Raw genomic sequence first — 21,917 nt, 5'->3', positions numbered from 1 at the left:
CGGCGCCCGACGGAAAGGTTGGGCGCCGATGCCGTTAGACCGTGATACGGCCGTTGCCGCTCGGGAAACACCAGCGGGGACTGCAGGTCTGTATGAGACAAGCGGCTCGGTCGGTCGCGTGATGGGCGGCAAGCGGTATAAGACAGCGTGGTGCCTGGTGCAGCGTACGGCAATCGTGCTAAGCGAACCGTACACGGGGTAGTGTTCTTCAAAAGAAGACGGCAGTTATTAGAGGAGTCCGGAATGGATTTGGTAGAGGCGTACGTGGAGGGGGCGATGACCCTTCAAGGGTTCCAGTTTCCGCCGGAGGTTGTTGCGCGTGTGGTAGAGCAGTTTCGCCGGATTGCGATCCTGGCGGAACCGGTACTGGGATTTGACCTGCAACGTATGGATGAGGTAGCCCCCGTGTTTACAGTTCCTGATTGTGAGCGGTGATTACACGATGCTTCGAGGTGCTTTAGAGATTGCCAACGCAATACGGTTGGGCGACATATCCGCGACAGAGATCGCCGCTGCTGCTCTCGCGAGAATCGCGCAGCACGACCGCCTTACTAACGCTTTTACTCAGGTCACCGGCGACAGAGCTTTGCAGGAGGGCGCCGCTATCGACGCGCTTCGTGCTTCAGGTGTAGAACTTCCTCCTCTCGCAGGTGTTCCGTACGCGGTAAAGAACCTGTTCGACATTGAGTCCGTGACGACGATCGCAGGTTCGAGAGTATTGGAAAGCGAGCCGCCGGCTTCGGAGGACGCTTTCTTGATAACACGTATGAAGGCGAACGGAGCGGTACTCGTTGGCGCGTTGAACATGGATGAGTTTGCTTACGGATTCACCACCGAAAACCATCATGCTGGGCCATGCCGCAATCCGAGAGACCTCGCACGTACAGCAGGAGGATCATCGGGGGGAAGTGCCGCATCGGTCGCCGCTGGCTACGTGCCGATCGCGCTTGGAACTGATACAAACGGTTCAATCCGTGTTCCTGCGTCCTTCTGTGGGGTTTTTGGTATCAAACCGACCTACGGTCGTCTATCGCGACGCGGCGCATACCCATTCGTTGCCAGCTTGGACCACATGGGGGCGTTCGCGCGCTCGGTTTCCGACCTGGCGGCTGCCTATAATGCGTTGCAATTTCCTGATGTGCGTGATCCGGCGTCTGCGAAGCGACCAACAGAGCTGGTTGACTTCCAGAGCCACGAAGGCACTATCCGTGTGGCGCGATTGGGGGGCTATTTTGAACAAAACGCGTGTGACGATGTGGTGGCTGCGAGTTCCCTTGCGTGCGAAGCCATAGGAGGCAAGGATGTCGTCGAATTTGAAGATGCGGAAGTTGCACGTTGTGCCGCATTTGTCATCTCGGCTGCTGAAGGCGGGGCACTCCATCTTCAGGGGCTGCGATCTTCCTACGACCATCGCGAGCCGCTCTCGCGCGATCGATTGGTTGCCGGAGCACTGGTGCCAGCCTCATGGGTCGCACAAGCCCAGCGAATTCGCGCCGTCCTGATCCGGCGATTCCTGGAATTGTTCAATAAATACGACGTGCTTGTCGCGCCTGCTGCACCTACGGTTGCGCCATTGCTAGGACAGGAGCACTTCATTCTGAATGGGAGGGAATTGCCCATGCGGGCAGCGCTCGGACTTCTTTCCCAACCGATTTCGTTTCTGGGTCTTCCGGTCGTTGCAGTTCCGCTTAACGCTGCTGATGAATTACCGACCGGCATTCAGGTAATTGCGCCACCTTGGCGAGAGGAGCTCGCGTTCAAGGCGGCGAGGAGGCTAGAGCAGTGTGGGCTCGCCCGGTCCTCACCGGCGTTTGTATAGAGTATAGAGGTATGTAAGATAAGCCGACTTCAGACTTCTTGACATTGACTGCCCGGTCAATACGACGGGCAAATGCAGTCATCTGGCTGAGCGAAGGTGGAACCGTCGTTGCCAGGAATACCTTCATGTTTAACGGGTTTTGCACTCAGAATCGCCGGCTTCTGCGTTCTCAACGCTCAAGGCGCTGCCAAAAATCTTGCGAGTTGGGAGCGCCGGCACGTCGGGACTGTCAATGCAGTTGACGTTGACGGCGCATCGACCAGGCTGCGTTCTCGTTTCGTGGTAAATGTAGATGCCGCATGATCTGCAGAAATGGTGCTTCGCGACGCCAGTATTCCAACGGTAGGTTGTGAGGGCATCGCTCCCGCGAGTGATGCTCAGTGCGTCTTGTTCCACTAATACCGTCTGTGAGTTTCTCTTTTTGCATAGTGAGCAGTCGCAGACCAAAAGCTCAGTCAATGTCGCCTCAAGCTCGAAGCGGACGCGTTCGCAATGGCAAGAACCCCGATATACGGTCACGCAAGTCTTCCTCTGATGGGACAATAGAAGCGAAGAAAACGTTCAAACACAGCTTTTAATTATATCCGCCCAGGGGAATATACAAATCAGAATTTGATCGATACCTAACCTAACAGGCTGGTGAAATACCTCATGTAGCGGTCATCCGTAACGAAGGGGTAAACGTTGAACCGATGTCACCAATGAGAGCGAGATGGAACGGATGCGAGGGCCAGATGGTTTTACGGAATCAATGTTCACGGTGTTGAAGCTGGACGATTTTGTGCCGAAGGACCATCCGTTGCGTCCGATTCGCACGTGGCTCAATGACGCGCTCAAACGCATGGACGATGTGTTCGCGCGGATGTACGAAGCCGACGCGAAAGGAGGCCGGCCGAGCATCGCACCGGAGAAGCTGGTGCGAGCTTTGTTGCTGCAGGTGCTGTACTCAATTCGTAGCGAGCGCACGTTGGTGGAACAGATTTCCTACAACATGCTGTTCCGCTGGTTCGTCGGCCTGCCGATGGACGGGACTGTGTGGGACCACTCGACGTTCAGCAAGAACCGAGCCGGTTACTTGAACACGATGTACTGGTGTTGCTCTTCAACGAGACAGTCGAGACCGCGCGCGAGCGCGGGTATCTTTCTGGGGAACACTTCAGCGTCGACGGCACGTTGATTCAGGCATGGGCCGGGCACAAGAGCTTTGTGCCCAAGACAAGTCCAGACGATGATGACACGCCTCCTGACGAACCGCCCGCGCCGAATGACAACTGGCACGGACAGAAACGCAGTAACGAGACGCACCAATCCACGACTGACGTGCAGGCGCGCCTGTTTCGCAAGAGCAAAGGAACCGGAGCGATGCTCTGTTATATGGGCCACGTGTTGACCGACAACCGACACGGCTTGGTGGTCAACGCACAGGTGACGCTAGCGACGGGCACCGCCGAGCGCGACGCGGCCGAGCTGATGCTCGCCGATGCCGCAAGTGTTGCGCCTCGCGCCATCACGGTCGGCGCAGACAAGAACTACGACACCGCCGGCTTCGTTGCTGGTTGTCGCGCGCACCGCGTCACGCCGCATGTGGCGCAAAACGATGGACGTCCAGGAGGTTCAGCAATTGACGAACGAACTACGCGCTGGCCAGGTTACGCGGTCAGCCAGCAAAAACGTAAGCGCATTGAGCAGGTATTCGGTTGGGGCAAGACAGTAGGACGAATTCGACAAGCGATGTATCGAGGACTTGAACGCGTAGACCAGCTCTTCGTGCTGACGCAGGTCGGCTACAACCTGACGCGTATGCGCACACTCGCGGGTTGAGGGGCAGAGAGCAATAAGAGGGCAGTTCAAAAAGGCTGCTCAGTTCGGCTGAAGATGTTCCAGCAGACGAGTGAGCAGGCTAGTTTGAGGAATGCTTCGTGAATGTCAGATCGGCGCTCGAAGCGAATGCGAAGACGCCGGAAACCATGGAGCCACGAATGAGTCCGTTCAACGACCCAACGGAACTTGCCGAGACCGCTGCCGTGTTCGGTGCGGCGCCTGGCGATGACCGGTCTGATTCCACGCTCGCGAAGTTGGCGGCGATGCGAGTCGGAGTCGTAGCCACGGTCGGCGTAGATGACCTTGGGTTTGCGAAGCGGTCGGCCGCGTGTGCCGCGAATCGGCGGGATAGCGTCGACCAGCGGCAGCAGTTGCGTGACATCATTGCGGTTCGCGCCGGTCACGATCACGCTGACAGGAACGCCGTTCGCGTCTACGAGGACGTGGTGTTTGGACCCTGGTCGTGCGCGATCGGTGGGGTTTGGCCCAGTTTTTGGCCCGCCCCAACGGCTCGCACGGACGATGAATCGACAGCCGCATATGAGAAATCGAGCTGGCCAGATTCGCGCAGCTTGTCGAGCAGTAGCCCGTGCAGCTTGTCCCACACCCCGGCCTGCTGCCAGTCGTGCAACCGACGCCAACAAGTCGCTCCAGAGCCGAAGCCCAACCGGGTCGGCAGATGGTTCCATCGCATTCCTGTCTTCAGCACAAGCAGGATGCCATTGAGTGCTGCACGGTCCGAGACCGGCAACCTTCCAGGGTATCGCTGGCGTCGCGGTTTGGGCGGTGGAAGTAGCGGTTCGATCAGTGCCCACAATTCGTCATCGATGATAGGTGCCGGCATTCCTTGATCCGTTGTTCAGGTATCCAAGGTTAACCGTTTCGTGGAAAAGTAAACAGCCCTTCCGAGCTCTTTTTGAACTGGCCTTTAAGCAACACCAATATCGTGAACCCGCGAGCAACGTCGAATGCTCGCAAACATGTTTCGCGTTTCAAAAGTGCGACCCCAGCATCCGTCGTGATGCACCTGGGCACATTAACGACCGATATTTCACCGGCCTGCTAAAGTGCTCTGGCAATTATGCTGCTACGTCGATTGACTTCGCTATGTGGTAGCCATTTTTCATAAGGGCATCCTTGCGCGCCGGACACCTTCGCACCAAGTTTCAGAGGCAAGGAAGAACGATCTGATCCGCCAATGGAGCGTACCAGGCGCGCAAGGCGACCTCCCTTCATGCTGCCTTGACGGGGGCAAGAGCTGACCAACTGGTCGCCTGGTCGTCGAGATCGACGCCGAGCGTTTCGAGAAAGCGCGCAGTCATCATGTAGTGGCCGATCAGAAGAGTCATTTCTGCAACTTCCTGTTCTGTCATGAAACGTCGCGCCGCAAGAAGCGTGTTGTCGGACACTCGGACCTTGTAGACGCATTCGTCCACAAATCTCAGGATGGTGCCGTCTCGTTCCCCGAGGGCGACCTGGTCCCCGCTTTCTATCGATGCGATCTCGCCATCGGTCCAGCCCACAGTGTGTGCAATCGGAAGATGCTGCATGCGCTCGTATTCGCTTGAGCTAAGCGCACCAACGCGCAGGATGACCAGCTCACGATCCTTTGCACTCAGCTTCGTCTTTCGGAATGAAGCTCCCAGCGACAGATACGCTGCGGTGCTGTCGCTTGTTCTGAGCAATGCTCGGGTCAGGTTTGCAGGGAAGCGCCGGTATTGCAGCAACTGATCGTCATTCATGTTGCTGACTTCAACCATGGTAATTCGGGCCATGACAATCTCCAATCGGGACTTCGGGATTAGCGTGATAGACGCATTTAAGCCTGTCCGGATACCTAGGTTCCACGTACCGGCAAGGCGCTGATTACTCTGTCCAGGCTGACAGCCTCGTTGCCATAACGCGTAAGGGCAACTGGCATCTGGAAGCGAAAACTGGTGGGGCTAAAGCACGATCGGCTGTTCGATGAACGGCAGTTGCGGCGGCATGGGCAGGCAGATACACTGTTTTGCCAGTCCATTCCTTGATCGTGCGTCCTTCCCCAAGAACCGTAATCAATTCTATGGATGGCAGGGCCATCAAGCCTCGCAACAGTTGTCAACTTCTATGCAGAATCGGTCAAGTATCCACGTAGCCAAATGAAAAGCCGCAATCGTGACGACTTTCAGGATGTGCCGGGCTACGTGGCTGCCATGGCGAACTCGTACGAGAGGGGCGAACTGAACGCGCAGCACGCTCATAAGCGGGCCCAACTCGTCTTCGCCATTTCTGGGGTGATGGAGGTGACAACTGTTGGCCACCACTGGTTGATTCCGCCTCAGCGCGCGCTTTGGATACCGGGGGGAGTGGCCCACGAAATGCGCGCGCGAACAGACGTTGAACTTCGGACGATTTTCGTCCGCGAATCCGACGCTTCCATTCCACTGCCTACCGAACCCACGCTCGTCAATGTCAGTCCCTTGCTCAGAGAGCTGATAGTAAGAGCCGTGGATCTCCCGATTGAGAGTGGGGTATCAGGGGCGGCTGCAAACATAGTGGAGCTCATTTTCAGCGAACTCCACTTTGTTCCCAACAGCGAGTTCTATATGCCCCGGGTGACGGACAGTCGCCTGCTCCGGATTGAGGCCCAACTGCGGAGCGATCCCGGTAATGGGCGGGGCATGGACGAGTGGGCCGAAGTGGCAAGCATGTCGCCGAGAACGTTTAGCAGAAGACTGAAAGCGCAGACGGGCCTCTCCTTTGCCACGTGGCGGCAGCAGATTCGACTGACCGAAGCTGTCGTGCGGCTGGTCGAGGGCGAATCAATCACGTCAATCGCTCTGTCGCTCGGGTATGAGAACAGTGGCTCATTTAGCCGCATGTTCAAGAAAGCAATGGGCTTGACTCCCCGCGAGCTGGCCACCTCCCGAGCATAAGTTCAGGGCAAACAATTGGCGAGGCCTCGCTCCGGGTGGGGCTCCCGATCGTTTATCCAATCGCGAGCGGATGCAGCGAGTGCCTTGTTCGCTGCGTCAAAACTCGCCTACACGCTACGTCCAGACGACGGCAAGTTTTTCGAGTTTGGCGGGATTGCTCCTGAATCAAGAACAATGTTTTCTGTAATATCAGCCTAATTTTGCATTGCACTGTGCAGTGCAATTTGCCATCATCGGAGTTCTTTTCCTGATGAGGTATCTATGAACACCAATCAAACAGACATCGGATCCGTGGCAGAGCAGCAGCGCCTTTCGGCGGGCGCCGAGCGCTTTGAGCGCGCGATGGGCGTGGCCCCGACCGCCTTTGTCGACAGCTTCAAGGACGTCGCCCCCGACTTTGGAAATTACATCCTGAAGTGGGAGTTTGCCGACCTTCAAGGTCGCGATGGCCTTGATAGCCGCACTCGTGAAATCGCCGTTATCGCTGCCTGCGCAGCGCTCGGTGAAGTCGGTCTCCCGATTCTCAAATTTCATGTGGCGCCTGCTTTGAAGGCTGGCCTGACGCGCGTGGAGATCGCCGAAATCCTGATGCAGGTCGGCTTCGCAGCAGGAATTCCGACAGCAATCGCCGCGATGTATGCCGTGCGCGACGCGTTCGCGGAGATTGATCGAACTGCAACGCCGGCCGCCTGAGCGCCATGACTCCGGTGGCGCAGACTAGCGGCATGCATGCCAAATTTATACGGCATCCAGCAACGCTTTCTGCGTGATCCGTCTCCGGAAAATCAAGGCTCTGGCTGCGGTGCCGGGGCGAGCTTGATCCTACCTTCTGTGGCAACGTCAGAGACGATATTGCCACCGTGAACACTTTGACAATTCACCTAGGAACAATGATGAAACACTTTCTCAGACTCTTACTGGTCGCGGTGACCACGGCAGTGGCAATTCCTCACGCTTTCGCAAGTGGCTATGGCCCGGCGCCGCACTATGAGCCGACCGAAGGTGCGCCAGCGTCGCAACGCGGCGAAAGCGCGCAGACCGTCGCAGCAGAACACAAAGCCACCGAGACCCAAGGTGGAGTAGGTGGTGTCGCGAGCTCGGTTTCGCAATCGGGCAGCCGGTTTATCGACCCAGACGCTCATCACTGATATTCGCCGCTCCGGCTGACTATGCGCCCCTTAGTAGGCGACCCTGTCTCCGTCGTCACTAGAATGCGCAGTCAAGTGTTGGCTTGTCAAATATGGTACGCGCAGTCGCGCCTTTGCGACGATGTCGGCCGGGAATCCGGCATCGCGTACAATTAGTGTCATACCTTTGTAGCGTGAGACTTTTGGCGACGATGGCGAGCACTGGAAAGACACAGGAACAGAAGCTAGCGACCGAGAATCGGTCCGGCGAAAAGCGGCTGAACCCCAAGGAAACGCGGGGCGCGCCGGTTGGAAAGCGTGACCAGATTCTGGACGCAGCGACTCGTGTCTTTCTTCAGTATGGATACGAAGGTACGAGCATGGAGCGCGTTGCCACGGAGTCCGGGGCGGCTCGCCGGACGCTCTACAACCAGTTTCAAAGCAAGGAAGCGCTCTTCGAGGCAATGATTGCGCGTGTTTGGGCATCGTTTCCGGTGTTTGACATTACTCGCGACGAAGAGTCTCTAAGCGACCCGAAGATTGGTTTGAGCAGGCTTGGGCAGGCAGTCTCGGATTTTTGGGCTGGTCCTGAGTCTGTCGCATTTTTACGGATGGTCATTACCGAAGGGCCGCGCTTCCCAACGCTGACTAAAACTTTCTTTCATAAAGGCAAGCTCCCAGCGATGGGTGCTGTCGCGGACTACCTGGAGGCCCTTGGAAAGCGCAAGCTCGTGAAAGTCAAAAACCCTGCACTGGCCGCCCGACAGTTCCTAGGGCTGATAGATGAGCCGCTTTTATGGGTTCGGGTCATTGGCAGCGACGAAGTGCACTCCCGCCTGGAGAAGCGGCAAGTAATTGAAAACGCAGTCGATATGTTCCTCGGATTTTACGAAGTAAAAAGTTGAGCGGGTGCGATGACCGTGCCCGGGGCCAAGAGACGGGATGGTCGGCTGCGACATTAAAGCTCCGACACCACGCCACCTGGACGAAGACGTTTAGCGGACGGTGCGACTAGAATATCGAGTACAAGGTCTCTTCACACGGGAATATGTAATTGAACAGGTTGCTATACGAGCAATGACGTGTGCAATCTGGACCGCGCAAGTTTACGGTTGTCGCCACGCCATGATCGCGGCACTTATGCGCACGCTAAGTTGGTTCCGCTCCGAAAGTCACGGCTCACTGGCAGGTCGGCGCGCTAGTCGACGTGAACGGGAAGCTAGGCTGGGAATCAGGTTGCCGCGCTCGCGTTTGCCCGCTATTTCTTCCCACCGCGCGCTCCGTATTTAGTCGCGACCTCCCGCGCAATACGCGCGATTTCTACTCGCAGCTCGATGACGATCGCAACCATCGGGTCGCTTGCCGGTCAGGCCCACGAACGTATGGTTGCGACTTGACCACGCGCGGCGCCGGGCGTGCACCATCGTCCGGGTCGGCAACCGGAAAGGGTCATCCCCAACGACCGTGGAGTTTTGATGAGACGAACGCAGCCCCCGATCGACCTGCGCGCTTCAGGCCTTCGTTGCGGTGTGCGAGACCGGTTCGATGACCGCCGCCGCCAAACAGCTGCACGTGAGTCAAAGTGCGATCAGCCACTCCGTCTCGTCGCTCGAAAGGGGGCAGGGCACGAGCTTGTTCGACCGCGACACCCGGCCCGCGACGCCGAACATTGCGGGGCGTGCGTTGCTGTAATTGACCGGGCCACTGCTCGAGCACGCCCATCTGGTGAGCTCGCGAATCGGTGATGCGTCGCTCAACGGCACGCTGCCCATCCGGCAGGGCTGCGTCGACTCGTTTGCAGCCACGGTCGGACCGGTACTGATTCGCGCCGTCTCGGGCTCGGCGCGCTGGATTGCGCTGTGGTCAGACCTGACGCCGGGGCTCACGGAACAGTTACACGACCGCGAGATCGACATGGCCGCCTGCATGCAGACGGTGTTGAGCGATGCCCGCATCGCCGAGATTCCACTCTTCTCGGAGGCGTCTGTTGTTTTGGCGGCGCACAGCTATCTCGACGGCCGCGAAGAATCCGACTGGCGCGCCCTCGTGCAGGAGTTACCACTGATCCGTTTACGGCGCGCTCGATGATTAGTCAGAAGGTCGAACGTTTTGCGCGGCGCCTGGGCATTGACAGTGTGCGCCGCTGCGAATTCGACGCCACGGATCCGCTGTTGAGCCTCATCACGGCGAGACTGTGCTTCGCCGTTTCGACGCCGCTTTGCCTATGGCAGGCAGGGCACTACCTGAGCGATATCGCTACTCTACCGCTGCCGCCGAATCACCTCGGACGGTGCGACTTTCTTCTGTTGCACCGGCAGGGCGAATGGGAAGAATTCGCCAGCGAAATTGTGACGCTGACGCGCCGCGTGCTCGATCACGGCATCCATCCCGCACTGGCGCGTGCGTTGGCACGCTTGCCTGAAGACGCGCTGCGCTGATCTTTTACCGCTGACCTTACCGTTCCTAGTTCGACGATGAACGATCTCTATACATTGCAACGCGGGGATGCGCCGCTATTGATTTCCATTCCGCATCTGGGCACGCAGATTCCCGAGTCGTAGCGGTATCTCTACACTAACGTGGCCTTGACGGCAGCGGACACGGACTGACAGCTTGACCAGCTGTACGACTTTGCTCACGAAATCGGCCCAACTGTGCTAGGCGCACGCCTGTCGCGCTACGTAATCGCCCTGAGCCGGCCGCCGAACGAACGACGGGAGCCTCTATCCGGTAAACCACGACGGGGCTATGTCCGGCTGAAACGTTTCGCGGAGAGCCCGTCTATCGGCGGGCTGCGAGCCCGAGGCCACGGAAAAGTAACGTCGCGTGAACGCTTATTGGCAGCCCTATCACGATGCTCTCGCGAGCGAACTCGCCCGTTTGCGGAAGCTTGCCCGACCTGAATCTCGGCACGCAGGTCGGCAGGACTGCGGCGATTGAAGTAGCGATCGCCTAACGTTGCACCGGAATTGGATCGAGCACCCTCCTCACATGCCGACCGAATCTGCGTTTTGACAGGTACTTTAAATATCATCATCAGTGAGCTACTTCCGCGAGTTGAGCTTCGCGCTTCCCTCGTAGTAGGTTCGCTTCCACCGTCAGGATGACCGGTGGTATGTTACGGATAAACAATGTAACCCCTAGTGTCGCGACATGCGTGAACTGTCGGCGATTGCAGGGGGCTCAAGTCATTGTGAACTTGGGCGACTTAGTCGAAAATCGGGGAATGGAAAAATACATCGTTACGCTGAGCGTTGAAGAAAGAGAGCAACTCGAAGCGATTGTGAGCAAAGGTTCGCACCAATCCAGCAAGGTGATCAACGCGCTCATTCTGTTGAATTGCGATATATCTTGGGGCGCATGCGCCGCACTGGACAAGAGGTTGCTGGGGTGCTGCACGTGAGCGAGCGCAAGATCGACCGGGTGAAGAAACGTTTCGTTGAGGAAGGCTACGACGCTGCGCTTGTGCGGCCAGCGAGCCAAAGGATTTACGACAGCAAGATCGATGGAGAGCTTGAGGCCCGGTTGATTGCGCTAAGTTGTAGCGAGCCTCCCGAAGGCCAGGCGAACTGGTCGTTGAGGTTGCTGGCCCAGCGTGCAGTAGAACTGGAGTACGTGGATAGCCTCTCGCACGAAACGGTGCGGCGCGCGCTTAAAAAAACGAGCTGAAGCCTTGGCGCAAGATAGGCTGGATCATCCCGCCGCAAGCGGACGCGGAGTTCGTAGCAGCCATGGAAAACGTGCTCGATATCTACCACCGCCCCTACGATGCGGCGCGCCCGGTAGTATGTAGGACGAAACGCCCCGGCAGTTGATTCGTCAGACCCGCGAACCGATCAAAGCAGCACCGGGGCGTCTTGGGCGAGAGGACTACGAGTACGAGCGCTGTGGCGTGTGGAATGTCTTCATGGCATCAGAACCCCTGGCCGGGCGGCGTCTTACCAAAGTCACCGAATCCCGGACCAAAGTGCAATGGGCTCGCTTCGTACAAGACATTGCCCAGGCCTATCCGGATGCACAACGAATCACCCTCGTGATGGACAACCTGAACACCCACACGGCTGCCGCCCTTTACGAAACCTTCCCGGCGCCGCAGGCCAAAGCGCTGTGGGACCGGTTCGAGTTTATCTACACGCCCAAACACGGCAGTTGGTAGCACATGGCCGAGATCGAACTCAATGTGATGATCAAGCAGTGCCTGGACCGGCGCATCGACAATATCGACACGGTGCGCCGCGAGGTAAGCGCGTGGCAAGTTCGGCGAGATCAGCTTAAGGCACGGATTAACTGGCAATTCACCACTGGCGATGCCCGCATCAAACTGTCCAGGCTATATCCGACGTTTGAGGCGTGACGAGACACTAGGGTTTCCTCTGGGCGCAACACGTTTTGAGAGACGGCTGACTGCGAGCGGCCAAGAATCTCGGCGGTTTTGGCGAAGCTGCGCTCCTGACAGACGATCAAGAAAGTTTCAATCGTCTTACTGTCGATCAACGGGAAAACCCTGTCGAGCGGCAATTCCTCCATAGTATCCGGCTAAAGAGCGGGGTATTCATTAGCCAAATCGATGAAGACTATTCGTCGACGTGATGATGCCTGGTCCGCGTCCCAAACTGCCGTAGCATTTGTGGTGCAACGTCGGCGCCGATGACGGCGCGACTCCACCATTGAGTTCAAGGATACGATATTCATGACGAGCATGCGGGAAGAACACGACGCACTTGGGGATATGGCTTTACCGGATGCCCTGGACTATGGAATTCAGACGGCGCGTGCCCGCGACAACTTTCCGGTCTCCGGAAAGACGATCGCAGATATTCCCGGGTTCGTCAGAAGCATCGCCCAGATCAAGAAGGCAGCGGCCTTGGCCAATTCCCGCATCGGTGTGCTCGCCATTGAGACGGCCCGAGCAATCGTACAGGCAGCCGACGAAGTGATCGCTGCACCCAAGGCCGAGGCTTTCCCGGTCGACATCTACCACGGCGGCGGAGGTACCTCTGCCAACATGAACCTGAATGAGGTCATTGGCATACGCGCCAATCAGATATTAACGGGAAGAAAAGGCGGTGACGCAGTCCATCCCAACACCCACGTAAACATGGGGCAGTCGACCAACGACGTCATTCCAGCCGCCATGAAGATCACTGTATACGGGGCACTCAACGATCTCGAGCAGGAGACGGTTGCCTTTATCGACATGCTTGCTGCGAAGGAAGTCGAATTTTCAGGTGTGGTCAAACTTGGGCGCACATGCTTGCAAGACGCGCTGCCTATCACTTTGGGGCAGCAGTTCAGTGGCTACCGGGAAGGGCTCGAGCGGCAGATTACGGAACTGAACAGGGTGCGCGAGATGTGCTTGTCACTGCCGCTTGCTGCTACTGCCGTCGGTACCGAATTCGGAACTTTCCCCGGGTATAAACCCGCCGTTTACGAGGAGTTGAGCCGCATCACCGGCACAGCGTTCGTGCCGGAGGTTAATTTCTTCGACGGCTTGCAGAACGCGGATGTATGGATGTCCATATCGAGCGTTCTAAAAGGCCTAGGGTTGTTGCTAAACAAGCTTGCGGCAGATCTTCGTCTGATGTCTTCTGGCCCGCGCGCTGGACTTGCGGAGATTGAATTGCCGTCCGTGCAACCGGGTTCGTCGATTATGCCAGGTAAGGTAAATCCGGTCATCCCGGAGATGGTCATGCAGGTTTACTTCCGGGTCCTGGGCAATGACGCCGCAGTGTCTCGAGCGTGCGAAGGGGAGCTTGATCTCAACGTGTGGGAGTCGCTGATCTTGAATGCCATTAGCGAATCCATTTGCCTCCTGGTCAGAGTGTTACCGCTATTCGCGGAGAAATGCATCAGGGGAATCCGGGCCAACTCGGAGCGTTGCGAAAGCAACGCCAGAGAGTCTCTCGCGATGTCGACGGTCGTCGCAACCTTGTTCGACTATCAGCTTGCAAGCAAGGTGGCGCATCTGGCAGCAGCAGAAGGCAAGACTGTCGAGAAGGTGATCGTAGACTTGGGGATAATGACAGAGGAACGGGCGAAAATTTGCCTGGATCCGGCTGTGCTGACGGCACCGGAAAAATTCAACGCCCTTTTTTCACAAAAAATCGGTTAGCTCTTTGAAGCAGATGTGATGTGAGAGGTCACGATTGGGGTCGTGCCGGGCGTGAGCGAGCAGAATGCTGCACCCGCGACGCGGCCGTCGATCTTTTGAGGCACCTCTCTTCAAGCCGCCCGTCCCTGGTGAGCTCGATGAACGTCGTTGCCTTCTACGAATCCATCAATAAAGATCCGTCCGATCCTGCCCATGTGCCGGCGGATTCGCGGGCGATCGTCGGGTGCGGCCTACGTTGCCAACCGAACGGATCAAGCGGCCTCGGGGACACTATGTCGTCAATACTCAATGCCTCACTTGTTAAGCCGAGGCGATGACAAACATAAGCATGGCTGAAATTGCCGACGACGGATTTCTGTCTGATTACGCTTTCCAATCATAGGGCGACGTGAAGCAGGCGTTCGGAGCCCAAATTAAAATTACATTTATCAATTAGGAGGCACACGATGGTCACGCGCCGCGCGTTTCTCAGGACAGGTGCAGCACTCGCCTCCGCGTCCTGTCTTTACCCACTCTATGCCAAAGCAACGCCATCCGGCATTGTCGTTCTCGGGGAGTCGATCGATGGGATCGTCAATGGCTTCGATCCAGCCGAAGCGTACGACGCGAGCGCAGATATCCTGCCCAACATGTACCGCACCCTGATGACGTACGACCCGTTTAAAACGGACGGTCTCACTGGCGATCTGGCCGAGCACGTGGATATCACCAGTAACGGGATTGAGTATCGCTTCACGCTGCGTTCAGACGCCAGATTCGATGGCGGCGCGCCGGTCACCGCCGAGGACGTGGTGTACAGCCTGCAGCGCGCGATAAAGATGAACAAGTCACCGAGTTTCCTGCTGACCCAGATCGGTCTCACCGCTGCCAACGCGGACACCGCATTGCGTGCCGCCACCGGCAATGTCGTGACGATAACGCTGCCGGAAGCGCTCGCCAGCGGGCTCATACTCGCCACGCTTTCGACCACCGTGACCGGCATCGTCGAAAAGAAAACTGTGGTGCAGCACGATGTGAACGGTGACATGGGCAATCTATGGCTGCGCAAGCATTCTGCAGGAGCGGGATCGTATCGGCTCGTCGACTGGCAGGCTGGCTCGCAGATCGTCCTGCAGGCCAATCCCAATGCGGCGGTGCAGCCGAAAGTACCGCGCCTCGTGGTCCGTCACATGGCAGAGCCGTCGGCGGAACTGTTGCAACTGCAGAAGGGCGATCTTGACATCGCGCGTACACTGGGTTCGGACGAACTGCACGCACTTTCGGCTGATAAGTCGATCAACGTCTCCAGTACTCCCGCGCTCACGTTGATCTATGTGCAGATGAATATGTCTACGCCGATTTTCCAAAAACGAGAGGTGCTTCAGGCGATCAAGTGGGCAATCGACTACGAGGCGATCGCCCAGCACGTCACGCCAGGTCTCTGGACAGAGTCACAGTCTGTTCTGCCCAAGGGCACGCCGGGCGCGCTCACCGAGAAGCCGTTCCGCAAGGATGTAACCAAGGCGAAGGCGCTGCTTGCAGCGGCAGGATACCCCAACGGTTTTAATGTGACATTCGATCATCCGAACACCTGGCCGTATCCGGATATCGCGCAGGCCATGCAGGCCGATCTCGCGCAGGTGGGCATTAATTTGCAACTGGTTGCGGGAGACTACGCGCAGGTTCTCGCCAAACGGCGTGCGCGCAAGCATCAGATGCAGATCGGCCGTTTCTTCGCGGACCACCTCGACCCGAGTTCGTTCGTGTCGTATTTCGTCCCCAATGTCGACGACACCGACAGCGCGAAAGTTCATAACGGCGCCTGGAACAACCACTTCGTGAATCCGAAGCTGACCGCTGCAGCGCTGGCGGCCGACCGGGAACTTGATCCGGCGAAGCGGCTTGCGATGTACGGGCAGATCCAGCGCGATTTCTGGGAAGCGGCGCCGCTTGTTTTCATGCTGCAAAAACAGAATGTGGCGGCCACCCGCGCCGGTGTGAGTGGTCTGTCGCTTGGACCCATTGATGCGTATACGCACTACGCGGGAATCCAGAAATCATGAGCACCATCAACATAGGACCTTTGGGGCAGTGCATGCGCAGATCGGCGTCCGGGCTTTCGGCGATTCTCGCCACGCTGTTCGGTCTGGTGCTGGTCACATTTGTGATCGGCCGTGCGATGCCGGTCGATCCGGTTCTGGCTATCGTCGGCGACCGCGCGACCCCGGACGTGGTGGCGCGGGTTCGGCTGGAACTGGGGCTCGACAAGCCGTTGCTCGAACAGTTCTGGATCTACCTGCAGCACGTCGCGCACGGAGATTTCGGCACATCGGTGATGACCGGGCAATCGGTGATCGCCGATATTCGCCAGTTCTTTCCCGCGACCCTGGAACTCGCCACGGTGGCCATCTTCGTCGCGGTGCTGGTCGGCGTGCCGCTTGGCGTTCTTTCCGCCGCGCGTGCCGGGTCGCGCCTTGACGGGTTGATCCGGCTGATCAGCCTGAGCGGGCAGTCGGTCCCTGTGTTTGTACTGGCGTTGCTTTGCCTGCTCGTGTTCTACGTAAAGCTGGGCATTGCACCGGGCGTCGGTCAGCAGGACATTGCCTATGACGGGATGGTTCCGTTCACCACCGGCGCACTGGTGATCGACGCGGCGCTCAGCGGGCAATGGGATGTGTTTCGCGACGCGCTCGCGCATCTCGCGATGCCGGCACTGATGCTCGCCTTCGTGAGCATGTCGATGATCGTTCGCATGACCCGTACCTTCATGCTGGATGCGCTGGCCGGCGAATTCGTCGTGACGGCGCGGGCCAAGGGACTCTCGCCGATGCGAATCTTGTGGCGCCACGCATTCGCGAACATATCAGGACGGCTGGTCGTTGTGATCGCCCTAGCCTATGCGGGTCTGCTGGAGGGTTCGGTGCTGACCGAGACCGTGTTCAACTGGCCCGGGCTCGGCCAATACCTGACCCGCTCGCTGCTGAATGCAGATATGAATGCGGTACTGGGTGCGACGCTGGTGATCGGTGCCGTGTATGTCGCGTCGAATTTCGCTGCCGACGTGGCTTACCGGCTTTTCGATCCGCGTGTGAAGTGACTGAGGAATGGAAATGGACACGCTTTTGAACAACGGAAGAATGAGCAACTGGCGAACTTGGGTATTAACGGACGCACCGCAATCGAGACGTCAGGCGGCGATAGGTATGGCGTATCGCAGCTGGTTACAGTTCAGCCGAAACTGGCTTGCGATGACGGGTCTCATCGCATTGCTCGCCTTGTTTGCGCTGGCGATCTTCGCGCCAGAACTGGCGACGCATGATCCGAACGCACAAGATCTCGCACAGCGACTTGCTCCGCCGTCGGCAGTTCATTGGTTCGGCACGGATCAGCTAGGCCGCGATCTGTTCAGCCGACTCCTGTTCGGCGCGCGCATCACGCTTGGCATGGCTGTGCTGATCGTGGCAATTGTCGCGCCTGTGGGCCTGCTCGTAGGAAGCGTGGCGGGTTATGCAGGCGGTTGGACCGACCGTATCTTGATGCGTATCACCGACGTGTTTCTGGCGTTTCCGAAGCTTGTGCTGGCGCTAGCATTCGTGTCTGCGTTGAAGCCGGGTCTCACCAGCGTCGTGCTTGCCATTGCGCTCACCGCATGGCCCCCTTACGCGCGACTCGCCCGCGCGGAGACGCTCGTGATCCGGAATGCAGACTTCGTTTCTGCGATACGCCTGACAGGCGCATCCGCCACGCGCATCGTGCTGCACCACATCATGCCGCTTTGCATCGCCTCTGTGATTGTGCGCGTTGCGCTGGATGTCAGCGGTATTGTGCTGACGGCGGCAGGGCTGGGCTTCCTCGGCATGGGCGCACAGGCGCCGTCGCCGGAGTGGGGGGCAATGATTGCCAGCACCCGTGGATTCATTCTTCAGCAATGGTGGGTGCCGGCGATCCCGGGCATAGCGATCTTCGTCGCGTCGTTTGCGTTCAATCTGCTCGGCGACGGTCTGCGCGACGTCTTCGATCCAAAGTCGGAGTGAGCGATGGAAATCCAGGTTAGCAATCTCAAGGTGAAGTTCGCATCGCCCGCTGGCGAGGTCGAGGCCGTGAAGGGTGTGTCGTTCCGTCTGGGGCAGGAGAAGCTAGGCATTGTCGGCGAGTCGGGATCGGGAAAGTCGCTCACCGCACGTTCGATACTGAAACTGCTGCCGACCCAGGCGAGGATGTCGGCAGACAGGCTTGCGTTCGATGGAATCGACATTCAGCGCGCCGACGAAGCCCAGATGCGGCAGATTCGCGGCAAGCGCGCTGGCCTCATCATGCAGGATCCGAAGTATTCGCTCAACCCGGTCATGAGCGTCGGCGCGCAGATCGCCGAGACATGGCGCGCACACCGTGGTAGCGGCCGTAAGGAATCGCTTGAGGCCGCATTCGATCTGCTCGATCAGGTCAAAATCCGCGATCCGCGCCGCGTGGCCTCGGCGTATCCGATGGAATTGTCGGGCGGCATGGGGCAGCGCGTCATGATCGCGATGATGCTCGCGCCCAACCCGGAAATGCTCATCGCGGACGAGCCCACCAGTGCGCTCGACGTCTCCGTGCAGGCGGAAATTCTGCGGCTGCTCGAAGGATTGGTGGCGGAGCGCGGCATGGCGCTGCTGCTCATCAGCCACGATCTGCCGCTGGTCTCGCGTTTCTGCGACCGGGTGATGGTGATGTATGCGGGACGCGTCGTCGAGGAACTGAAAGCGAGTGAGCTGACGCAGGCGCGTCATCCCTACACACGTGGCTTGCTCGAATGCATGCCGTCGCTTGCGCGTCCCCGGGCGCGTCTGAAGACACTCGAAAGGAGCGCGGCATGGAGCGAATGATTGAAATCGAGCATCTCAACGTGCACTTTGACCGCTTTCATGCTGTCAAGGACGTGTCCTTCACGGTGGGCAAAGGCGAGGCGTTCGGTCTTGTCGGCGAGAGCGGCTCGGGCAAATCGACTGTCTTGCGGGCGCTCGCCGGGCTCAACGGTGTTAGGGACGGTGTGGTTCGCATCGACGGGCGAGCGGAAGGTGCGAAGCGCAGCAAGGCTTTCTACCGCGACGTCCAGATGGTGTTTCAGGATCCGTACGGTTCCTTGCATCCGCGACAGACCGTCGACCGCGCGCTGAGCGAGCCGTTAGCGATTCATGGCATCAAGGAAGTGGACAGCCGTGTCGCGCGCGCGATGAGCGAAGTCTCCTTACCCCTGTCCGCGCGTTATCGATATCCGCATCAGCTTTCAGGTGGACAGCGCCAACGCGTTGCGATCGCGCGCGCGTTGATCGCGGGCCCCAAGGTTTTGCTGCTCGACGAGCCCACCAGCGCACTCGATGTGTCCATTCAGGCCGAAGTGTTAAATCTGCTCGGCGATCTGCGGGCTTCGTTCGGGCTGACTTACATCATGGTTGGCCACAATCTTGCGGCGGTCGCGCACCTGTGCGATCAGATCGCCGTGATGCAGAGCGGGGAGATCGTCGAATGCCTCTCGGCTGCGGACTTGCGCGAGCGGCGCATCGAAACGTCGTACACGCGTCGCCTTCGTGATTTGAGCGACGACATCGAAGATCCTTTCACCACCAGTGCGAATTGAGGTTGCAGGGGGGTATTTCGACGGCACGACCACGTTGTACCACAACACATATCGAGTATTGAGAATCTAGTTATGGAAATCGAATCAAAGGTGGGCGAGATCATCGATCAGGCAATCGTCTGGGAAAATCACGCATGCATGCCGCTCCGTGCGGACGATGACTTTCTTCCCCAGCTCGAGCGCTATCGGCAGTCGGGATACTCGGTCGTATCACTCAACATCGGAATGGATCTGAATGCGATAAACGAGGTATTCAGCACGCTTGCCCACTTCCGGAACTGGGTCAAGCGTCACCCCGATCGCTTTTTGCTCATCAACGATGTTGAGGATGTGAAGCGAGCCAAGGCCGAAGGGCGTCTCGGCATCTGCTTCGATCTCGAAGGCGCGGCGTTGCTTGGCGGACAACTGAGCATGATTGAAATGTATTACGAGCTGGGCGTCCGCTGGATGCTGATTGCGTACAACCGCAACAACGATGTTGGCGGCGGCTGTCTCGACGATGATCGGGGCCTGACGGATTTCGGCCGCAGCGTGCTGGACGAGATGACACGGGTAGGTATGGTCCCGTGCTGTTCGCATACGGGCTGGCGCACCGCGCGTGAGGTCATAGATCACGTCCAGGGTCCGGTGATCTTCTCGCATTCCAACTCACATGCGGTCTATGAGCAGCCGCGCAATATACCCGACGACCTCATTGTGGCGTGCGCAAAAACCGGCGGCGTGGTAGGACTAAACGGCCTCGGTCGTTTCATCGGGAAGGACGTCGACGGCAATCTCGATAGTCGCAACGAGGCGCTGTTCAAACATCTGGATCACATGGTCCAACTGGTCGGGCCCGATCACGTGGGCATCGGTTTCGATTATGTGTTCGATGTCGATGAACTGGTAGCGCACTACAAGGCGCGCCCGGACTTGTTTCCGCCGTCCCGTGGCTACCCAGCGCCGGCGCCGATGGTCGAGCCCGAGCGTCTGCACTCGATCGTGCAGATGATGCTGGACAAGGGCTACCCGGCTGACGCCATTGGCAAGATTCTTGGCGGCAACCATCTTCGCGTTGCGCAGGTGTCGTGGAAGTGAATGTGAAACACGGGGCTTTACGGGTCGATGAACGACGCGGGCCCGGGGCGCCTTCGTTTTGACTTTATCCTGGCGCGCTGACGTCGAAGCGTCGGTTCGCCGGGTGAACTGACGCCCAGAGCCGGGGGCAGTAAACGGGGTAAAGAGAGACGGAAATATATTTAGTAATACTATGTTAATAGAAGACGTAAGTTTCAATAATCGCGGATCGAAAGACCGCATGCGCAAGGGGAATGGAGTGAGAGCAAAAATTGTCTTGGTGATAGCAGTACTGGCGGCTGTCGATTCGATGTCGATGGTTCATGCGCAAACTTCGGTGACGCTGTATGGTCTCATCGACGCCGGACTCAGTTACACGAACAACGTCTCCGATTCTGCGGGAAAGAACCGCAGTCAGGTGGCATTCACCAGTAGCACGCTCGACGCTAACCGCTGGGGCATGCGCGTTAGGGAAGGCCTGGGCGGCGACTTGTCTGCGATCGCCGTGTTGGAAGGCGGTTTCAATATCGGCACGGGAACATTGGGACAGGGCGGCCGTGAGTTCGGGCGCCAGGCGTACGTCGGGCTGAGCGAGAAGGATTGGGGTACTCTGACGCTTGGCCGTCAATATGATCCGCTCAAAGATTTGCTCCAACCGCTTACGGCAGACAACATTTGGGGTACAGTGAACGTCACGCCAGGCGACCTCGACAACTACGACGACACTCTGCGTGTCAGTAACTCGATCAAATACGTCAGTCCGTTGTGGAGCAATCTGAAACTGGACGCGATGTACGCGCTCGGCGGTGTGGCAGGCGACTTCACCGCCGGCCAGACCATAGCGCTGGCGGCAAGCTACAAATTTGCTGGCTTCTCGGCGGCAGGCGGCTATTATCTCGCCAAATACAATCCCGGTACCACGGCCGGCAGCACTTCCGACGTAAGCAATAATTCTCTCGCAAACAGCGGCTATGCCGCTGCCGCCCGTTCACTGCAGATCGCCCGAGCGGTTGCGACCTATGACATCAACAAGTTCACGATTGGCGCGGGTTACAGCAATACGCGTTACAAGCCGGCAGTGACTTCCGCAACCGCGTTCACCGAGACCGAGGCGTTCAATTCGCTGTCCGCATTCGCGAATTATATGTTCACTCCAGCGCTGACCGGCGGACTGGCCTATAGCTATACGAATTCGAACGGCGCGCAGTCAGCACACTACAACCAGTTCGCCGTCGAATCGGAGTACGACATTTCGAAGCTCACGGCGTTCTATGCGATGGTCGGCTACCAGCGTTCAGCAGGCGAGACGCTGGACGGCAACCTCGCGGTTCCTGCGACGGCATCGATAGGCGACTCCGGGTATCAATCCGCGACTCGCTCACAGCTCGAAACGTTCGTGGGCATCGTTCACAAGTTCTGACCCGTTATCGTTGCATACCCAAGGATGCCGCCGACACTTATGGGCGTACGC

At 58.2% G+C, this 21,917-nt stretch carries 23 protein-coding genes and 2 pseudogenes; 20 read left to right on the top strand and 5 right to left on the bottom strand.

The window, feature by feature from the left end:
- The first annotated feature begins 28 nt into the window (after positions 1-28).
- Genes ACSQ36_RS25870 through ACSQ36_RS25860 form a run of 3 tightly spaced genes read left to right on the top strand, consistent with a single transcriptional unit; the run spans position 29 to position 1,819 of the window.
- On the top strand, positions 29-202 hold the full coding sequence (locus ACSQ36_RS25870; protein WP_436184154.1) for a hypothetical protein: 174 nt from the start codon (positions 29-31) through the stop codon (positions 200-202).
- A gap of 41 nt (positions 203-243) precedes the next feature.
- Positions 244-435 carry a DUF4089 domain-containing protein gene (locus tag ACSQ36_RS25865; protein WP_436184153.1) on the top strand — a complete coding sequence of 64 codons (192 nt, stop codon included), beginning with the start codon at positions 244-246 and terminating at the stop codon, positions 433-435.
- Positions 436-442: 7 nt separating this feature from the next.
- The gene (locus tag ACSQ36_RS25860) at positions 443-1,819 is read left to right on the top strand and encodes an AtzE family amidohydrolase (protein ID WP_436184152.1); all 1,377 of its coding nucleotides are present in this window, start codon (positions 443-445) and stop codon (positions 1,817-1,819) included.
- Positions 1,820-1,948: 129 nt separating this feature from the next.
- On the opposite strand, the gene ACSQ36_RS25855 is transcribed toward ACSQ36_RS25860, so the two are convergent.
- A complete protein-coding gene (locus tag ACSQ36_RS25855; RefSeq protein ID WP_436184151.1) occupies positions 1,949-2,338 on the bottom strand; it encodes a GFA family protein in 390 nt (129 codons plus the stop codon).
- A 202-nt stretch (positions 2,339-2,540) separates the two neighbouring features.
- On the opposite strand from ACSQ36_RS25855, the pseudogene ACSQ36_RS25850 reads away from it, so the two are divergent.
- Positions 2,541-3,640: pseudogene (locus ACSQ36_RS25850) on the top strand (IS5 family transposase).
- A gap of 26 nt (positions 3,641-3,666) precedes the next feature.
- Here the strand turns inward: ACSQ36_RS25850 and ACSQ36_RS25845 are convergent.
- From ACSQ36_RS25845 to ACSQ36_RS25835, 3 genes are all read right to left on the bottom strand, one after another.
- A complete protein-coding gene (locus ACSQ36_RS25845) occupies positions 3,667-4,164 on the bottom strand; it encodes an IS5 family transposase (protein ID WP_286162053.1) in 498 nt (165 codons plus the stop codon).
- Positions 4,074-4,484: an IS5/IS1182 family transposase gene (locus ACSQ36_RS25840; RefSeq protein ID WP_062093255.1), complete on the bottom strand. Its 411-nt coding sequence runs from the start codon at positions 4,482-4,484 to the stop codon at positions 4,074-4,076. Before ACSQ36_RS25840 ends, ACSQ36_RS25845 begins: the two co-directional genes overlap by 91 nt.
- A gap of 388 nt (positions 4,485-4,872) precedes the next feature.
- Entirely contained in the window at positions 4,873-5,415 is a 543-nt protein-coding gene (locus tag ACSQ36_RS25835; RefSeq protein ID WP_436184150.1) for a carboxymuconolactone decarboxylase family protein, read from the bottom strand.
- Positions 5,416-5,778: 363 nt separating this feature from the next.
- Here ACSQ36_RS25835 and ACSQ36_RS25830 point away from each other — a divergent pair, with 363 nt between their 5' ends.
- The 8 genes and pseudogenes from ACSQ36_RS25830 to ACSQ36_RS25795 all read left to right on the top strand — a co-directional run bounded on the left by ACSQ36_RS25830 (position 5,779) and on the right by ACSQ36_RS25795 (position 12,036).
- Positions 5,779-6,555 (top strand): AraC family transcriptional regulator, encoded by a 777-nt coding sequence (locus ACSQ36_RS25830; RefSeq protein WP_436184149.1) that lies wholly within the window; start codon positions 5,779-5,781, stop codon positions 6,553-6,555.
- A 261-nt stretch (positions 6,556-6,816) separates the two neighbouring features.
- Positions 6,817-7,248, top strand: coding sequence for a carboxymuconolactone decarboxylase family protein (locus ACSQ36_RS25825; RefSeq protein WP_436184148.1), 432 nt, complete (start codon positions 6,817-6,819; stop codon positions 7,246-7,248).
- Positions 7,249-7,445: 197 nt separating this feature from the next.
- Positions 7,446-7,703 carry a hypothetical protein gene (locus ACSQ36_RS25820; protein ID WP_436184147.1) on the top strand — a complete coding sequence of 86 codons (258 nt, stop codon included), beginning with the start codon at positions 7,446-7,448 and terminating at the stop codon, positions 7,701-7,703.
- 191 nt (positions 7,704-7,894) lie between these two features.
- Positions 7,895-8,587 (top strand): TetR/AcrR family transcriptional regulator, encoded by a 693-nt coding sequence (locus ACSQ36_RS25815; RefSeq protein ID WP_436184146.1) that lies wholly within the window; start codon positions 7,895-7,897, stop codon positions 8,585-8,587.
- Positions 8,588-9,227: 640 nt separating this feature from the next.
- Positions 9,228-9,374 carry a LysR family transcriptional regulator gene (locus tag ACSQ36_RS25810; protein ID WP_436184145.1) on the top strand — a complete coding sequence of 49 codons (147 nt, stop codon included), beginning with the start codon at positions 9,228-9,230 and terminating at the stop codon, positions 9,372-9,374.
- Positions 9,375-9,770, top strand: a complete 396-nt coding sequence (locus ACSQ36_RS25805; RefSeq protein WP_436184144.1) for a LysR substrate-binding domain-containing protein — start codon at positions 9,375-9,377, stop codon at positions 9,768-9,770. It abuts the gene before it with no gap.
- Positions 9,767-10,120 carry a hypothetical protein gene (locus tag ACSQ36_RS25800; protein ID WP_436184143.1) on the top strand — a complete coding sequence of 118 codons (354 nt, stop codon included), beginning with the start codon at positions 9,767-9,769 and terminating at the stop codon, positions 10,118-10,120. Before ACSQ36_RS25805 ends, ACSQ36_RS25800 begins: the two co-directional genes overlap by 4 nt.
- Before the next feature lie 788 nt (positions 10,121-10,908).
- Positions 10,909-12,036, top strand: a pseudogene (locus ACSQ36_RS25795) (IS630 family transposase).
- On the opposite strand, the gene ACSQ36_RS25790 reads toward ACSQ36_RS25795, so the two are convergent.
- Positions 11,949-12,209, bottom strand: coding sequence for a helix-turn-helix domain-containing protein (locus ACSQ36_RS25790; protein WP_436184142.1), 261 nt, complete (start codon positions 12,207-12,209; stop codon positions 11,949-11,951). The pseudogene ACSQ36_RS25795 and the gene ACSQ36_RS25790 overlap by 88 nt on opposite strands.
- Before the next feature lie 163 nt (positions 12,210-12,372).
- Here ACSQ36_RS25790 and ACSQ36_RS25785 point away from each other — a divergent pair, with 163 nt between their 5' ends.
- From ACSQ36_RS25785 to ACSQ36_RS25750, 8 genes are all read left to right on the top strand, one after another.
- A complete protein-coding gene (locus ACSQ36_RS25785) occupies positions 12,373-13,794 on the top strand; it encodes an aspartate ammonia-lyase (protein ID WP_436184141.1) in 1,422 nt (473 codons plus the stop codon).
- 446 nt (positions 13,795-14,240) lie between these two features.
- Positions 14,241-15,836, top strand: coding sequence for an ABC transporter substrate-binding protein (locus ACSQ36_RS25780; protein ID WP_436184140.1), 1,596 nt, complete (start codon positions 14,241-14,243; stop codon positions 15,834-15,836).
- Entirely contained in the window at positions 15,833-16,870 is a 1,038-nt protein-coding gene (locus ACSQ36_RS25775) for an ABC transporter permease (RefSeq protein ID WP_436184139.1), read from the top strand. The genes ACSQ36_RS25780 and ACSQ36_RS25775 overlap by 4 nt, the downstream gene beginning before the upstream one ends.
- A 13-nt stretch (positions 16,871-16,883) precedes the next feature.
- Entirely contained in the window at positions 16,884-17,807 is a 924-nt protein-coding gene (locus tag ACSQ36_RS25770; protein WP_436184138.1) for an ABC transporter permease, read from the top strand.
- A gap of 3 nt (positions 17,808-17,810) precedes the next feature.
- Positions 17,811-18,638 carry an ABC transporter ATP-binding protein gene (locus ACSQ36_RS25765; RefSeq protein WP_436184137.1) on the top strand — a complete coding sequence of 276 codons (828 nt, stop codon included), beginning with the start codon at positions 17,811-17,813 and terminating at the stop codon, positions 18,636-18,638.
- Positions 18,635-19,390 (top strand): ABC transporter ATP-binding protein, encoded by a 756-nt coding sequence (locus ACSQ36_RS25760; protein ID WP_436184947.1) that lies wholly within the window; start codon positions 18,635-18,637, stop codon positions 19,388-19,390. The genes ACSQ36_RS25765 and ACSQ36_RS25760 overlap by 4 nt, the downstream gene beginning before the upstream one ends.
- Before the next feature lie 72 nt (positions 19,391-19,462).
- A complete protein-coding gene (locus tag ACSQ36_RS25755; RefSeq protein WP_436184136.1) occupies positions 19,463-20,467 on the top strand; it encodes a dipeptidase in 1,005 nt (334 codons plus the stop codon).
- Positions 20,468-20,705: 238 nt separating this feature from the next.
- Positions 20,706-21,866 (top strand): porin, encoded by a 1,161-nt coding sequence (locus ACSQ36_RS25750; RefSeq protein ID WP_436184135.1) that lies wholly within the window; start codon positions 20,706-20,708, stop codon positions 21,864-21,866.
- Positions 21,867-21,917: the final 51 nt, after the last annotated feature.

The sequence above is a fragment of the Caballeronia sp. LjRoot34 genome (assembly GCF_964253815.1).
GTDB lineage: Bacteria > Pseudomonadota > Gammaproteobacteria > Burkholderiales > Burkholderiaceae > Caballeronia.
This window is presented reverse-complemented; position numbering and strand designations above follow the sequence as displayed.

Excerpts from the sequence above, each read along its gene's own strand:
- ACSQ36_RS25870 (WP_436184154.1), top strand. The coding sequence starts at position 29 with ATGCCGTTAGACCGTGATACGGCCGTTGCCGCTCGGGAAACACCAGCG.
- ACSQ36_RS25865 (WP_436184153.1), top strand. The coding sequence starts at position 244 with ATGGATTTGGTAGAGGCGTACGTGGAGGGGGCGATGACCCTTCAAGGG.
- ACSQ36_RS25860 (WP_436184152.1), top strand. The coding sequence starts at position 443 with ATGCTTCGAGGTGCTTTAGAGATTGCCAACGCAATACGGTTGGGCGAC.
- ACSQ36_RS25840 (WP_062093255.1), bottom strand. The coding sequence starts at position 4,484 with ATGCCGGCACCTATCATCGATGACGAATTGTGGGCACTGATCGAACCG.
- ACSQ36_RS25835 (WP_436184150.1), bottom strand. The coding sequence starts at position 5,415 with ATGGCCCGAATTACCATGGTTGAAGTCAGCAACATGAATGACGATCAG.
- ACSQ36_RS25830 (WP_436184149.1), top strand. The coding sequence starts at position 5,779 with ATGAAAAGCCGCAATCGTGACGACTTTCAGGATGTGCCGGGCTACGTG.
- ACSQ36_RS25825 (WP_436184148.1), top strand. The coding sequence starts at position 6,817 with ATGAACACCAATCAAACAGACATCGGATCCGTGGCAGAGCAGCAGCGC.
- ACSQ36_RS25820 (WP_436184147.1), top strand. The coding sequence starts at position 7,446 with ATGATGAAACACTTTCTCAGACTCTTACTGGTCGCGGTGACCACGGCA.
- ACSQ36_RS25815 (WP_436184146.1), top strand. The coding sequence starts at position 7,895 with ATGGCGAGCACTGGAAAGACACAGGAACAGAAGCTAGCGACCGAGAAT.
- ACSQ36_RS25810 (WP_436184145.1), top strand. The coding sequence starts at position 9,228 with ATGACCGCCGCCGCCAAACAGCTGCACGTGAGTCAAAGTGCGATCAGC.
- ACSQ36_RS25800 (WP_436184143.1), top strand. The coding sequence starts at position 9,767 with ATGATTAGTCAGAAGGTCGAACGTTTTGCGCGGCGCCTGGGCATTGAC.
- ACSQ36_RS25790 (WP_436184142.1), bottom strand. The coding sequence starts at position 12,209 with ATGGAGGAATTGCCGCTCGACAGGGTTTTCCCGTTGATCGACAGTAAG.
- ACSQ36_RS25785 (WP_436184141.1), top strand. The coding sequence starts at position 12,373 with ATGACGAGCATGCGGGAAGAACACGACGCACTTGGGGATATGGCTTTA.
- ACSQ36_RS25780 (WP_436184140.1), top strand. The coding sequence starts at position 14,241 with ATGGTCACGCGCCGCGCGTTTCTCAGGACAGGTGCAGCACTCGCCTCC.
- ACSQ36_RS25775 (WP_436184139.1), top strand. The coding sequence starts at position 15,833 with ATGAGCACCATCAACATAGGACCTTTGGGGCAGTGCATGCGCAGATCG.
- ACSQ36_RS25770 (WP_436184138.1), top strand. The coding sequence starts at position 16,884 with ATGGACACGCTTTTGAACAACGGAAGAATGAGCAACTGGCGAACTTGG.
- ACSQ36_RS25765 (WP_436184137.1), top strand. The coding sequence starts at position 17,811 with ATGGAAATCCAGGTTAGCAATCTCAAGGTGAAGTTCGCATCGCCCGCT.
- ACSQ36_RS25760 (WP_436184947.1), top strand. The coding sequence starts at position 18,635 with ATGATTGAAATCGAGCATCTCAACGTGCACTTTGACCGCTTTCATGCT.
- ACSQ36_RS25755 (WP_436184136.1), top strand. The coding sequence starts at position 19,463 with ATGGAAATCGAATCAAAGGTGGGCGAGATCATCGATCAGGCAATCGTC.